Raw genomic sequence first — 12,921 nt, forward strand, 5'->3', positions numbered from 1 at the left:
GCAGGTTCCGGGCCGATGATCGCCCCACACGTGGCGAACGTTCAGATCGCCACCGGCGGGATGCGCAACTGGATCCTCAACCTGCATACCGCGCTTTCCGGTACCGGCGTCTACGCCGCGCACGTGGCGATTGCCGCCTTCATCGGCCAAGGCGGCCAGGACTCCCAGCCAGAGACGATGGCAGACGCTTACTGGCGGCTGCACATCGAGCGAACCGAAGCCGAGCTGGTCATCGAGGACCTGCCGGACGACTACCTGGAAAAGGGTCTGGCGGACAAGTTCATGGAGTCCTGAGGCTGTCGTAGACGCTCAGCCGCCGTGCAGGGCCGGCCGGGTCCGCTCGACGAGGTCGACCATTCCGAAATCCCTCGGGCGCCCCCGACCGGACCGTACTACCTGGCGAGTGTGATGCCCGAGATCAGGGCACTCTCCTCGGCGGCCAAGACTTATTTGAAATGAGCATTTCAAATGACCTGTCAGTGCTTAAGGTATCTGTCATGAAAAAACGTACGACTTCTGCGATCGACTTCATTCCGAAGATCGATCCAGCAGTGGTGGAGGACCTACGCGCTCGGGCCCGCGCGACTCGCTGGCCCGACGCTCACGAGGACGCCGGGTGGTCCCTCGGTGTCGAACTCGACTACCTGCGCGAACTGGTCGAGTACTGGGCGGACGGATTCGACTTCGAAGCCCATCGCGCCAGGCTCGCCGCGCTGCCGGGCCGCCGGGTCGAAATCGACGGCATTGGCATTCACTTCATGCATGCCCGCGCCGAGGCGGGATCGGGGAGCGCTGCGCCGATCCCGCTGCTCCTCGCGCACGGCTGGCCGGACTCGTCGTGGCGCTACCGCAAGGCCGTGCCGCTGCTGACCCGGCCTGCGGCGCAGATGGGCGCGGACGCTCAGGTCTTCGATGTCGTCGTCCCCGACATGCCCGGTTTCGGCTTCTCCGACCGGCTCATCGGCAAAGCACCTGACGTACGTGCTGTTGCCGGTATGTGGGCCGAGCTGATGACGGCTCTCGGGTACGAGCGGTTCGCCGTCGCGGGCGGGGACTTCGGCGCCCATGTCGTGCGCTATCTCGCGCTTGATTTCCCTGACCGGGTCATCGGCGTGCACCGGATGGACGGCGATCTTCCGACCGGGGACCCTGCGACGTTGACCCAGGAGGAGCGTGACTGGATCCGGGACAGCCAGAACTGGCAGGCACGCGAGGGCGCGTACTCGGCGATGCACGTCACGAAGCCGCAGACGATCGCCGTTGGCCTCATGGACTCGCCGGCCGGCCTGGCCGCCTGGGTGGTGGAGAAGCTGCAGTCCTGGAGCGACTGCGGTGGTGATCTGGAGTCCGTCTACACACGGGACGAGATCCTTGATCTGCTCACCGAGTACTGGGTGACAGGCACGATCGGATCGTCGATCCGCTCCTACCGGGCGATGGTGGAGATACCGGCGGAACAGCTCCCACGACGAGTCGAGGTTCCCTCCGGCTTCACGATGTTCCCTCGAGACTTCAAGAACGCACCGCGGGCCTGGCTCGAGCGGATGACGAACCTCGTCCATTACAGCGAACCCGAGCGAGGGGGGCACTTCGTCCCGTTCGAGGAACCCGACCTTTACGTTCAGGAGTTGCGGAACTTCTTTGGCGCCGGGTGGTTGTGAGCAGGCGGCAGCCTGTTGTTGTCAGCATGAGAGATGAAGATGCGTGAGGCCGTTGTCCTTGAGCACGGACGCTGAAGGCTTCGAGTTCGTCGCGTGCGGCGGCCCGCCGAGCACGGTGGGTGGGCGCTCGGGGGTTCGACCGTTCGATCGTTGAGCGGCTGGTGCCGGATGAGTTGTGGGAGCTCATGGTGACCGGGAGGTGCTGGCCGCAATCGTGTTCGTGGCCACGTCGGGCTGCACGTGGCAGCAGCTGCCGTTCGGGCCGTCGGGAGCGAGGGCTCACTGGCGCTTTGCCGGGTGGTCGAAGGCTCGGGTGGGGGCCAGGCTCCACCGCCTGGTCCTCGACGAGCCCGGCGCCCGCGGCGAGCTGGACTGGTCCCGCTGCGCGATCGACTCGGTGAACATGCGGGCCCTGAAAAGGGGGAGCTGACAGGCCCGAATCCTGTCGACCGGGGCAAGTACGGCTCGAAGGTCCACCTGATCACCGAGCGGACCGGTCTGCCCCTGTCCGCGATGCTGACCCTGCGGCTGCCCCGGCGATGGACGCTGGTCCTCGCCCTGGCCGTGTTCGCTGTCGGCCACGCCGTCGTGGCCGTCGCTTCCAGCTTCACCGTGCTGCTGGCGGCGCGTTTCCTGACGGCGCTGGCGACCGGCGCGTTCTGGGCGGTGGCCACCGTGGTGGCCGCGCGCGGTCGGTCCCGCCGCGAGCTCCCGCGCGCTGGGCGTCGTGGGCTCCGGCGCGATGCTCGCCAACGTCGTCGGCGTGCCGCTGGGCGCCTTCGCCGGACAGCTCATGGGCTGGCGCGGACCGTTCTGGGCGCTCGCCGCCCTGGCCGTGGCCGCCATGGCACTGATCGCCCGGCACGTCCCGCACGACGGGCCCGCCCAGGAGGCGGTCTCCGTCCGGTCCGAACTGTCCGCGCTGCGGTCCGAGCGCCTGTGGCTGGCCCTGGCGGCCTGCGCGACCACGACAGGCGGCGTGCTGTCGACGTACTCCTACGTCTCGCCGCTGCTCACCGACCGGGCGGGCCTGGCCTCGGCCCTGGTACCACTGGTCCTGGTCGGCCTCGGGGCCGGCGCCCTGGCCGGCTTCCTGGTCGGCGGCCGTCTCGGCGACCGCCGCCCGTACGCGACGACGATCACGGCCCCAGCGGTCACGACGGTCCTGCTGCTGACGATCTGCCGGCCGGCCATGCCGGGCCGACGATCGCGCTGATCGCCCTGCTGGGCCTGTTCGGGCTCGGCGCGAACCCCGTGCTCATCGCCCTGGCCGTCCGCTTCGCCGGCCGCTCCCCCACTCTGGGCTCCGCGCTGACTGTGTCGGCGTTCAACCTCGGCATCGCCGCCGGTTCCTGGGCGGCGGGACACGCCCTCGAATCGTCGCTGGGTGCCACGGGGCCGGCCGCGGTCGGCACCGTCATCGCCGGGCTGACCCTGATCCCCACCATCGCCATCGCGCTCACCCGGCGTCGTACGGCCGTCGTCCGCCCGGGCCACCGGTAGGCGGCGCGCCCCGGGCCGGTTACGCCCTTCCGGCGGGCTCGGCGGCGCCAGACCCACAAACCGAGGAAGCCGCGGCGATCCCGTGTCTTCCTGAACCAGTGACCGGCGCCCCATGGCGCCGGAACAAGCAAGCAAGGAGCAACCACCATGCGTGGAGTAGTGATGCACACCGCCGGTGACGTACGCGTGGAGGAGCGCGACGACCCGAAGATCATCGAGCCGACCGACGCCGTCGTGAAGCTGACCGCGACCTGCATCTGCGGCTCCGACCTGTGGCCGTACCGCGGGATCGAGCCCGCGGACCACACGCTCATGGGGCACGAGTACGTGGGCGTGGTCGAGGAGGTCGGCTCCGCGGTGCGGACCGTCAGGCCGGGGGACTTCGTGGTCGGGTCGTTCGTCGTCTCCGACAACACCTGTGAGATCTGCCAGGCGGGCTTCCAGTCCAAGTGCGTGCACGCCGAGTTCGTCCACGCGGGGATCGGCACCCAGGCCGAGAAGGCCCGTATCCCGCTGGCCGACGGCACCCTGGTCGCCACACCGGGACAGCCGGACCCCGAGCTGATCCCCGCTCTGCTGGCCGCCTCCGACGTGCTCGGCACCGGCTGGTACGCCGCCGTCGCCGCCGAGGCCGGGCCCGGCAAGACCGTCGCGGTCGTCGGCGACAGCGCGGTCGGACTCATGGCCGTGCTCGCCGCCAGGCAGCTCGGTGCCGAGCGGATCATCGCCATGTCGCGCCACCCGGAGCGGCAGAAGCTGGCCCGCCACTACGGCGCCACCGACATCGTCGAGGAGCGCGGCGACGAGGGCGTCGCGAGGATCAAGGGCCTGACGAACGGGCTCGGCGCGCACTCGGTCATCGAGGCGGTCGGCACCCAGGAGTCGTTCATGCAGGCCGTCGGCGCCACCCGTGGCGGCGGGCACCTTGGCTATGTGGGCGTGAACCACGACGTCAGCATCCCCGGGATCGAGCTGTTCTTCGCCGGAATCCACACCCTCGGCGGCCCGGCCCCCGTACGCCGCTTCCTGCCCGACCTGATCCAGCTCATCTGGGACCGCGAGATCGACCCCGGCAAGGTCTTCGACCTCACCCTGCCCCTCGACCAGGCCGCCGAGGGCTACAAGGCGATGGACGAGCGCCGCGCCACCAAGGTCCTCCTCACGCTCTGACGGGTTCCGGGAGAGCGCGCTCTACCTCTGTCGGCGGGGCAGGACGGGACCGGAGACGGCCTCGTCCGTGGAGCGGGCTTTGAAGCATTCCTTCACGCCGCCGACCGCGGGGCTGAAGCAGGCTTGCAAGGGGGTTCCGGGGCTGACCACGCTCATGAGGGTGTGGACGTAGGTGTCGGCCTCGTGGCGGGTGGTGACCTGGGCGCTGTGGAGGAAAGCGTGCCGGTCTCCCACCCGCATCTCGACGCGGTCCTTCATGACGGCGCCCCACATCCGGGCCCAACTCGTCCCGCATTCCTGGCTGTAGCGGATCTGGATCCAGGCACCGGTGGCGGTCTCGTGTTCGGCGAGGGTCAGCGGTTGGGCACCGCATCGCATCGCGATCGGGTCCTTGTTCTGACAGGTCGCGTGTCGGCAGAGCGTCCCGGTGGCCACGGAGGGCGTGGTGGGGGTGGGTGCCGCCTCCTCGCGGTGCGTCGAGGGAAGGTGAGTGAGTACGAGCGCCCCCAGGGCGACGGCACAGGTCGACAGAAAGGCGGTGACGATGTTCGTCGCGCGCCGGTGGCCGGTCGGGAGGGTGCGCGGGTGGTCGGCGCCGCCCGGGATCGTCTCGCTCGGGCCGGTGGCAGGCGGGAGTGTGCGCGTCTGAGCCGTCTGGCCGGTGGCGGCGTCGAGTCGGACAGGGGCGGACACTGCGGCCGGTGTGTCCGTCCCGGTGGCCGTGCCCTGTCGTACCGGCCCGCTGCCCTCCGTCCGGTCCGTGCGGGCGATGTCCAGGAGTGCCAGCGCATGGTCGGCGGGTTCGTCGGCGAGACGGCACAGCTCCTTGACCGCGCTGCGCGGGGGCAGGCTCTTGCCGTTGAGGTAGCGCTCCCAGGACGACTTGCTGTAGGTGGTCGCGTTCGCGAGCTGCGCGAGGCTCAGTCCGGTGCGCTGCCGCAACTGCTGGAGTACGGCGGCGAGTCGCGCGCCCGGCGGTGAGGGTGCGCCGGATGTCATCCCCGCAGCGCCTTCCACGAGCGCGGCCCCACGATGCCGTCGGCGGTAAGGCCCGCGCGATCCTGGAACGTCTTGACCGCCCGCAGCGTCAGCGGGCCGAACATGCCGTCGATCCCGCCGGGTGAGATGCCTGCCCGGCGCAGCAGACACTGTGCCTCAGCGACGTCGGCGCCGGTGGCACCGTAGCCGATCTCGGTGGTGCGGCCCTTGTTGATGCCCGCCGACCAGAGCCCGTCGACCCGTGCGATGTGGCAGGTGTAGGAGGGCGGCGGGGAGGCCGCGGTGGTGCGGGGCGAAACGGTGACGGCTGCCTGACCGGCGTCGTCGTCGAGGCGCAGCACGAGCAGCAGCGCCGCCGAGAGGGCTACGGCCAGGGCGGCGATGCCCGCGGTGAGAGCGATGTGCGGGAAGCGGCCGGGGGCCGGTTCGGGGGCCCGGGGTGGCGTGGGTGCGGCTGGTACGGCGAGCGGCCGGGTCGTCGGATGGGCCGGTGGCTCCTGTTCCCTTCCGCGCTGCTCGTCCTGCTGCTGTACGGCGGGACTTGCGCGGCGGCCGTCCCGGGAGTCGGCGGCGATCTCGTGCAGCGCGAGCAGGGGGACCGGGTCGGTGCCGGTGATCCGGGCCAGTGCCTCCACGGCCTCCCGCGGTGGCAGCGAGGTGCCGCCCAGGTAGCGCTCCCACGACTTGGCGCTGTAGCCGGTCTTGGCCGCGAGCTGTCGCATCGTCAGCTCGCTGTGGTCCTTCAGTCTGCGTAAGCGGGTCACCAACTGTCGTGCGCTGGGGTCGAGTTCCGCGGGCAGCGTCTTGGAGCGCGGCATGTTTCCCCCAAAGCGGTCATCAGCATGGTCGTGTGCGTGAACAGCGGTCCCCTCCGCTTCTCCGCATTCTGCATGAGCACGCCACATCTGTCACAGGTGTCCCGCATCACCGTCCCACCGCTTGCTGTCTCCGCAGGTCAGCAGGGTGGTCGTCCCATAACGCCGCCACTTGGGCCGCAGCCGTGGCCGCCGTGCCCGGGCGCCCTGCACCTTGGTCTCGCCACCTGGCCCGCTCGGCGAGACAGGTGCAGACCCCACAGACGAAAGAGGAACGCATGCGACCGAACGCTCTGGGCAGGACCATCGCCGGTGTCATCACCGTTGTCGGCCTCGCCGCCGGCAGTGTGGCGACCGCGGGCACCAGCTTCGCGGCGACCGCGAGCACCGCGCAGACGGCTGCGGTCGCCCAGCCCGCCGCCGTGGCCGCGACGCAGAACTTCGGTCTGACCGCGGCCGAGGCCAAGAACGTCCAGAATTTCCTCGCGGACTACTGGGGCTACACCGGCGCCATCGACGGTCAGCTGGGCACCAACAGCTGGAAGGCCTTCCAGCGCTGCCTCGCGACGTACTGGGGCTACACGGGCGACATCGACGGGGACCCGGGCCCCAACACGATCAAGGCGCTGCAGCGTCTGCTGAAGGACGACTACGGCTACACGGGCGCCATCGACGGCATCGCCGGTGCGGGCACCCGGGCGGCGTTCAAGCGCTTCGCCGCCTGACCGGTACGACATCGCTCGACCGGTACGACGTGCCGTTCGGACCGATCGTCGAGTGACCTACCGCGGCCCGTCCTTGCCCGGCAAGGACGGGCCGCGGATGTGTGTCACCTCCCTGCCACGCCCCACGCTCGTCTCTAGAAGGAGAACCTCGCAGCCATGGGAAGACTCGCGTTCCTCGTTCGCACCGAAGACCAACATCCACCGCAGCGGGCCGCGGGCCGGACCGGACCGGGCTGGCGGATCCGCGTCGGGACGTTCGCCGCAACCGCGGCGATGGTCTCGGCCGGCATCGTGCTCGGCGCCGGCCCGGCGTCGGCGGCGCCGGCCCCGATCAAGCTGACGTCCGCCTCCTGCCCCAACGAGATCGTGCAGGGCCAGTCGAGCGGCTGCGTCACGGAGTTGCAGAGGCTGCTCAACACGCACGGCGCCGGTCTGGCGGTGGACGGTCAGTTCGGGTCGGCCACGCTCTACGCCGTCCGTGAGTACCAGGCCGCCACCGCGATCGCCGTGGACGGCCGGGTGGGCCCCGCGACCAAGAGCAAGCTGTACGCGACCGGTGGCTCGGCGCCCTCCCCCGTCAATCTCAACTCCTCCTCGTGCCCCGCGAACCTCGTCCAGGGCGCCAAGGGCGGATGCGTCACCGAGCTCCAGCGGCTGCTCATCCACCACGGCTACGTGGTCGACGTGGACGGCGACTTCGGCGGCGGGACCGCGAGTGCCGTCCGCGGCTTCCAGTCCGCCCACGGCCTCACCGTCGACGGGCAGGTCGGCACGAACACCAAGCGGGCGCTGTACGACACCGACGAGTCGCCGTCGACGGGCCTCGACCTGAGGTCGGCGTCCTGCCCGGCGAACATCGTGGAGGGCCAGAGCGGCGGTTGCGTCGCCACGCTGCAGTCCCTGCTGAACGGCAAGGGGCACAGCCTCGACGTCGACGGCAGCTTCGGCCCGCAGACCCTGGCGGCCGTGAAGGCGTTCCAGTCCGCGAGCGGCCTCTCCGCCGACGGTGAGGTCGGTCCGAACACCAAGGCCGCCCTCTACTCGAACATCGGCGGTGGCGGCGGCAACGGCGCGCCCGCCCCGGTCAACCTGACCTCCGCCTCCTGCCCGAACGAGATCGTGCAGGGCCAACGCAGCGGCTGCGTCACCGAGTTGCAGAGCCTGCTCAACCACCATGGCGCCGATCTCGCCGTCGACGGCGACTTCGGTCCGCTCACCGACAGTGCCGTCAGGGACTTCCAGTCCGAAAAGGGTCTCGCGGTCGACGGCCATGTGGGGCCGAACACGAAGGCCGCCCTGTACGGCGCGGTCACCCCGCCGTCCTCGCCCGCGCCCGGCGGCGGTTACGCCAAGATCCTCGACGTGGCGGCGGCCGAGGCCGGCACGGTCGAGGGCAGCGCCCGCGCTAACAGCTACGGTTCGGCCGTGGGCCTCTCGCTCTCCACCAGCAACTACGCCTGGTGCGCGACCTTCGTGAGCTGGGTGGCCAAGCAGACCGGAGCCAGCTCCTACCGCAACACCTATGTCTCGGGCTGGGTCAAGCAGGCGCGGGCCGGCAACTACCACCTCTCCGTGACGACCAACCCGCAGCCGGGTGACATCGTGGCCTTCGACTGGGACGGCGGAAGCGACTTCACCGGCGGCCACGAGCACATAGGCATCGTGCGGACGGTGTCCGGGGGATCGTCCTTCACCACCGTCGAGGGCAACACGAGCAACCCGAACGGCGGCGGCGACGGCGTCTACGTCAAGTCCCGCTCCACGAACAGCGGTTACGACGTGCTCTTCATCCGGGTCCGCTGAGCCGGACCCGCCGCCCCAGGACCATCACGGCGGGGCAGGGCCGCACGGACGCATACGAGGGAGTGCGTCCGCGCGGCTCTCCGCAGGGGGTACGTCAGCTCGCCGCGCGCACCGCTTCGCGGATCAGGTCCGGGACCGCCTTGGGCTGGGAGACGGCCACGGCGTGCGAGGCACCTTCCGTCGCGACGACGGTCGCCCCGGCGCGCCTGGCGCCGAAACGATCGACCTCCGGGTTGATGGCCTGGTCCGCTCCGGCGATCAGCGCCCAGGACGGCTTGGTCTTCCAGGCGGCCGCGGCGGCGGTCTCCTCGAACGCTGCGGCCGCCCGCGGACGCTGGGCCGCCGCGAGGACCTTGGTGGCGTCCGCGGGCACGTCGGCGGCGAGCACCAAGGGGAAGGGGGCCACGGCGAGGGTGACCTCGAAGACCGGGTCGCCGCCCGGTACCGGGCACCTCCACTCCTTGAGGGCGCCGACCAGCGACGAGAGCGGGAAGCGGGCCGACGCTCTGCCCCTCCGGGGACACCGGCGCGGTGTGCCGCGTCGGCCGTTTCCCTCACTGCCATGAGCCGTTCGCGGTCCGCCGCGTCGAACGACATGCGTGCCGTCCCGTTGGTTGAGGGTTCTGGCTCCTCCCCCGGCAGCACACGAGGACATACCGCGCCCACCACCGGCGTCACTCGATCAGTGACCGCGCCGCAGGCCCCCAGTGGGTGTTCAGCGCTCCGCGCGGCGGGCCAGCAGGACCGAGTCCTCGGCCTCGACCGGCCCGGTGTCCCGCTTCAGCGTGCGAGTGCGCTGCTCCACGACGACGGGCTCGAAGTCGTCCGGCAGGCCGGGGAGGAGTTCCGCGGCCAGGAACATGGCCTTGCGGTGGCTCTCGGAGAGGTGGGTGAACTCGTGGGACGGCGCATGTCCGACCACCAGGAGCAACCCACCGGGGGCGACGGCCGCGGCGAGGCGACGGGTCACTTCGACCATGCCGCCGTCCGGCGCGTGCAGATAGTGGCTGGTGACCAGGTCGTACGAGCGGTCGCCGGCATCGAAAGCCCTGGCGTCCACCTGCCACCAGTCAACGCGGTCGGCCACACCGGCCTGCTCGGCATGGCGGGCGGCACGGGCCAGGCCCTCGGCCGAGAAGTCGGCGCCGGTCACGTGCCAGCCCTGCCCGGCCAGCCAGACGACGTCGCCACCCTCGCCGCAACCGACGTCCAGCGCAGCGCCAGGGGTCAGCTCACCGGCGGCGGCGACGAGCTGCGGATTGGGTTCGCCGCTCCAGAACCGCTCCTGACCCGCGTACCGCTCGTCCCAGGCCGCCGGCTCGAACATCTCGGCGGCCGCCGGCCCGTCGTGCTCGCCGCTTCGGCCGTGCTCGTGGTGTCCTGACACCGGATGCCTCCCGTTGCTCGTGATGCGCTACCGCGCCGCCCCCTCTGGGCACGTTGTCGATGGTCCCCGGGCCTGCGCCGATCCGCACGAAAAGTTGCCGGACCGGCAAATATCCACCGCCCAACTACACCGTGACGGGAAGCTCCGCCAACCCGCGAACGAGACGAGTGCGTCGCCATTCCAGTCGATCAGACGGTACGGCCAGACGGATGCCGGGGAACCGGGTCAGTACCGCTCGCAGCGCGATCTCCGCCTCGGCCTTGGCCAGGGGCGCGCCGACACAGCGGTGGATGCCGTGGCCGAAGCTGAGATGCCCCGCGGCGTCTCGGTCCAGATCGAGCAGGTCCGGCGACGGGAACCGCACGGGATCGCGGTTGGCTGCGCCAAGAGCGACCAGCACCGGGGCCCCGGGCGGAATGTCGACACCGCCTAGCGCGACAGCCTCCGTCGTGAAACGGAAAGTGGCTGTACTGACGGGGGAATCGAACCGCAGCAACTCGTCCAGCGCGGCCGGGACGTCGTCCGGATTCCTCCGAAGGTGGTCCAACGCGGCAGGTCGCTGCAGCAGTGCCAGGGCCGCGTTGCCGAGGAAGTTGGTCGTGGTCTCGTGCCCGGCCACGAGCAGCAGCACCGCCAGGGAGACCAGTTCCTCCTCGCTCAGACGCTCTGCTCCGTCGCGAGCCGAGATGAGCCGGTCGAGGAGACCGTCACCGGGGTCCAGGCGCTTGGCGGCGACGAGGCCCGTCATGTAGCCGGCCATGGAATGCGAGGCCGCGTCGATGACATCGGGCCTGCCTGCCGCGAACAGTTCGCCCGACCAGCGCTGGACGTCGGGCCGGTCTTCCTGCGGGACTCCGAGCAGCTGACAGATCACGATGACCGGCAGCGGCACCGCCAGGCCTGACACGAAGTCGAACCGCTCGCCGACCGGCCATCGGTCCAGCAGTTCCTCGGTGACCCGCCCGATGAACGGACGCAGCCGCGCAACGGCCCCGGCCGTGAACGCCTTGGTCACCAGTTTGCGCAGCCGGGTGTGCCGGGGCGGGTCGGTGGCCAGCATGGTGTGCGCCACCGCGGGGTGCAGGCGACGCCGTGACTCCTTGCCGGCGAAGAAGGCGGCCGTGTCCTTGGAGAGCCGAGGGTCGCAAAGGGCTTCCCTGGCTTCCGTGTAGCCGGTGACCAGATAGCTGGGGCGCCCGCCCGACGCCGTGGGCATGGACTGCACAGGGCATCTGGACCGCATGGCCGCAAGGGCGGGATAGGGGTCCTGCAGGAAACGGGGATCCTGAGTCGGGTCGGTCATGCTTTCAGACTCCAACGGACTCTGGCTCACCGTCATCGACGACACGCCCAACACGGGGCGCTTAAGCGTCAGTTGCCTGGAGGAGCCCATGCGAGCGCGCATGGAGATCATTGGCCGACCTCCGGGCGGGCCGACGCCGCCCTCCGCGATGTCGCAATCGGCGGTGTCGGCGGCTGTGGCCGTGACATCGTGGCCGAGTGGTGCGCGGAGAAGAAGAGGAGTGGCTGGCGACTCAGCGTCCGTCACGGGTGCGCGAAGTCCAGGCCGGTCGCCTGGCCTGGACCGAGATCGACCTGATCGACCTCGGGGGCGGGTTCGCGCGTCCGTTGCGTGACGGGTTGGAAGTCTTCGGTGTCCAGGTCAACTATCTGCGCGTCGGTCAGCCTCGCCATCTGGTGGCCGCGCTGGACGGCACCAGACCGATCGCCCCCTATGTGATCTTGTCCTGCCACGGCGACGAGGGCCGCATCCTGATGGAAGACGTCGCCGAGGAGCTGGCCAGATTCCAGCCGTTCAACGGTGACGTCGGGCCGGACCGTGTACGCGAACACTTCCATCTGCCAGGCAGCGTCACTCTCGTCACCGGATGCGACACGGGGGATCCCGCGCTCGCCGACGCCTTCCTCGACGCCGGTGCGGGCATCTATGTCGCCCCTCGGGGCGCCCCGTTCGGCTATGCGAGCATGTTCGCCCCGCTGTTCTTCTTCTACGAGCTCACAGAACAGCGCACTCCCATGGCGGCCGTCGAACGCCTGCGCGCGCACGACGACGAACTCGCCATGTGGGAGCTCTATCAACGCTGACCGGGATGCCTCTCGCACCCGGTTCGCGTGTCCTTCGACCACCCCGGCACTCCGAGGGGGGCGAGTCCGGTGGTGACGGCGTCGAGGTCCTGGCGGAGGAAGCCGGCAGCCGCCCGCTCGACGCCGAGCGCCCCTGGACTCAGTTCTCCCTGTCGCCCGCCGGAGTCCCGTCCTTCCACTCGTGAGCGAGCATCGCGTAGATGTACTCACTGCCCCAACGCTCCCCGTCGAGATCGTTGTCGATCAGATGAGCCTCACGGCGCATGCCCAGGCGCTCGCACACCCGCACGGATCCGGTGTTGAGGACATCCAGCCGGGCAAAGACGCGATGGGCGCGCAACCGGCCGAAGGCCAACGAGAGCAGAGCGCGCGCGGCTTCGGTGGCGTAGCCCTGTCCGGCGTACCGCGGGTTGAAGATCCAGCCGATCTCGGCCTGCCGGGCGGCGGCACTGCTGAGGGTGAGGACCACTTCGCCTACGACAGCTGGCTCGTCCGCCCGGCAGACGGCCAGCAGGAGTACATCGCCGTCCGCCTTCCAACTGGTCCCGCCCGCACGTACGGCGACGGACTCGGCGCAGGCCTCACGGGTGAGCGGTGGGCGATAGAGGTACCGCGCGACCTCCGGCAAGGACTGGTACGCGTACCGGTCCTCGGCATCATCCGGTGTGAATGTCCGGAGGAGCAATCGTTCAGTGGCGATGGTTGCCGGAATGCGCTGCGAGACGGCCGACATGAATTTCCCCCCTTGCAAC

The 12,921-nt window shown here is 70.2% G+C and carries 12 protein-coding genes and 3 pseudogenes; 9 read left to right on the top strand and 6 right to left on the bottom strand.

The features are described 5' to 3' along the window. The 6 genes and pseudogenes from H293_RS0141405 to H293_RS0141425 all read left to right on the top strand — a co-directional run. A pseudogene (locus H293_RS0141405) lies at positions 1 to 294 on the top strand (SDR family NAD(P)-dependent oxidoreductase); the annotation flags it as partial. A 203-nt stretch (positions 295 to 497) separates the two neighbouring features. Then, on the top strand, positions 498 to 1,661 hold the full coding sequence (locus tag H293_RS0141410; protein WP_033416307.1) for an epoxide hydrolase family protein: 1,164 nt from the start codon (positions 498 to 500) through the stop codon (positions 1,659 to 1,661). 187 nt (positions 1,662 to 1,848) lie between these two features. Then, positions 1,849 to 2,171 (top strand): annotated as a pseudogene (locus tag H293_RS59430) (transposase); the annotation flags it as partial. Between the two features lie 217 nt (positions 2,172 to 2,388). Further along, positions 2,389 to 2,877 (top strand): MFS transporter, encoded by a 489-nt coding sequence (locus H293_RS60730; RefSeq protein WP_259294648.1) that lies wholly within the window; start codon positions 2,389 to 2,391, stop codon positions 2,875 to 2,877. A 38-nt stretch (positions 2,878 to 2,915) separates the two neighbouring features. Beyond that, positions 2,916 to 3,164: a hypothetical protein gene (locus H293_RS60735; protein ID WP_051138232.1), complete on the top strand. Its 249-nt coding sequence runs from the start codon at positions 2,916 to 2,918 to the stop codon at positions 3,162 to 3,164. A gap of 147 nt (positions 3,165 to 3,311) precedes the next feature. Next, positions 3,312 to 4,334 carry a zinc-dependent alcohol dehydrogenase family protein gene (locus tag H293_RS0141425; RefSeq protein ID WP_199790255.1) on the top strand — a complete coding sequence of 341 codons (1,023 nt, stop codon included), beginning with the start codon at positions 3,312 to 3,314 and terminating at the stop codon, positions 4,332 to 4,334. A 21-nt stretch (positions 4,335 to 4,355) separates the two neighbouring features. Here the strand turns inward: H293_RS0141425 and H293_RS0141430 are convergent, their stop codons facing one another. Together H293_RS0141430 and H293_RS0141435 are read right to left on the bottom strand one after the other, a co-directional pair. Further along, positions 4,356 to 5,333, bottom strand: coding sequence for a helix-turn-helix domain-containing protein (locus H293_RS0141430; protein ID WP_020123659.1), 978 nt, complete (start codon positions 5,331 to 5,333; stop codon positions 4,356 to 4,358). Continuing rightward, positions 5,330 to 6,151 (bottom strand): peptidoglycan-binding protein, encoded by an 822-nt coding sequence (locus H293_RS0141435; RefSeq protein ID WP_020123660.1) that lies wholly within the window; start codon positions 6,149 to 6,151, stop codon positions 5,330 to 5,332. Before H293_RS0141435 ends, H293_RS0141430 begins: the two co-directional genes overlap by 4 nt. A 275-nt stretch (positions 6,152 to 6,426) precedes the next feature. On the opposite strand from H293_RS0141435, the gene H293_RS0141440 reads away from it, so the two are divergent. Together H293_RS0141440 and H293_RS0141445 are read left to right on the top strand one after the other, a co-directional pair. Beyond that, positions 6,427 to 6,873, top strand: coding sequence for a peptidoglycan-binding domain-containing protein (locus H293_RS0141440; protein ID WP_020123661.1), 447 nt, complete (start codon positions 6,427 to 6,429; stop codon positions 6,871 to 6,873). 156 nt (positions 6,874 to 7,029) lie between these two features. Beyond that, complete coding sequence (locus H293_RS0141445; protein WP_020123662.1) at positions 7,030 to 8,676, top strand: peptidoglycan-binding protein; 1,647 nt, start codon at positions 7,030 to 7,032, stop codon at positions 8,674 to 8,676. A 94-nt stretch (positions 8,677 to 8,770) separates the two neighbouring features. Here the strand turns inward: H293_RS0141445 and H293_RS51155 are convergent. The 3 genes and pseudogenes from H293_RS51155 to H293_RS0141460 all read right to left on the bottom strand — a co-directional run. Beyond that, positions 8,771 to 9,187, bottom strand: a pseudogene (locus tag H293_RS51155) (alpha/beta fold hydrolase); the annotation flags it as partial. A 204-nt stretch (positions 9,188 to 9,391) separates the two neighbouring features. After that, entirely contained in the window at positions 9,392 to 10,063 is a 672-nt protein-coding gene (locus tag H293_RS0141455; protein ID WP_020123664.1) for a class I SAM-dependent methyltransferase, read from the bottom strand. A gap of 124 nt (positions 10,064 to 10,187) precedes the next feature. Beyond that, a complete protein-coding gene (locus tag H293_RS0141460; RefSeq protein ID WP_020123665.1) occupies positions 10,188 to 11,366 on the bottom strand; it encodes a cytochrome P450 family protein in 1,179 nt (392 codons plus the stop codon). 197 nt (positions 11,367 to 11,563) lie between these two features. Here H293_RS0141460 and H293_RS0141465 point away from each other — a divergent pair, with 197 nt between their 5' ends. Continuing rightward, entirely contained in the window at positions 11,564 to 12,169 is a 606-nt protein-coding gene (locus tag H293_RS0141465) for a hypothetical protein (protein WP_199790256.1), read from the top strand. 139 nt (positions 12,170 to 12,308) lie between these two features. Here the strand turns inward: H293_RS0141465 and H293_RS0141470 are convergent, their stop codons facing one another. Continuing rightward, positions 12,309 to 12,902 carry a GNAT family N-acetyltransferase gene (locus H293_RS0141470; RefSeq protein ID WP_020123667.1) on the bottom strand — a complete coding sequence of 198 codons (594 nt, stop codon included), beginning with the start codon at positions 12,900 to 12,902 and terminating at the stop codon, positions 12,309 to 12,311. Between the last annotated feature and the right edge of the window lie 19 nt (positions 12,903 to 12,921).

It is taken from the genome of Streptomyces canus 299MFChir4.1 (genome assembly GCF_000383615.1).
Lineage (GTDB): Bacteria > Actinomycetota > Actinomycetes > Streptomycetales > Streptomycetaceae > Streptomyces > Streptomyces canus_C.

Coding starts and splice junctions, on each gene's coding strand:
- H293_RS0141460 (WP_020123665.1), bottom strand. CDS start 11,366: ATGACCGACCCGACTCAGGATCCCCGTTTCCTGCAGGACCCCTATCCC.
- H293_RS0141410 (WP_033416307.1), top strand. CDS start 498: ATGAAAAAACGTACGACTTCTGCGATCGACTTCATTCCGAAGATCGAT.
- H293_RS0141440 (WP_020123661.1), top strand. CDS start 6,427: ATGCGACCGAACGCTCTGGGCAGGACCATCGCCGGTGTCATCACCGTT.
- H293_RS0141445 (WP_020123662.1), top strand. CDS start 7,030: ATGGGAAGACTCGCGTTCCTCGTTCGCACCGAAGACCAACATCCACCG.
- H293_RS0141435 (WP_020123660.1), bottom strand. CDS start 6,151: ATGCCGCGCTCCAAGACGCTGCCCGCGGAACTCGACCCCAGCGCACGA.
- H293_RS0141430 (WP_020123659.1), bottom strand. CDS start 5,333: ATGACATCCGGCGCACCCTCACCGCCGGGCGCGCGACTCGCCGCCGTA.
- H293_RS0141425 (WP_199790255.1), top strand. CDS start 3,312: ATGCGTGGAGTAGTGATGCACACCGCCGGTGACGTACGCGTGGAGGAG.
- H293_RS0141470 (WP_020123667.1), bottom strand. CDS start 12,902: ATGTCGGCCGTCTCGCAGCGCATTCCGGCAACCATCGCCACTGAACGA.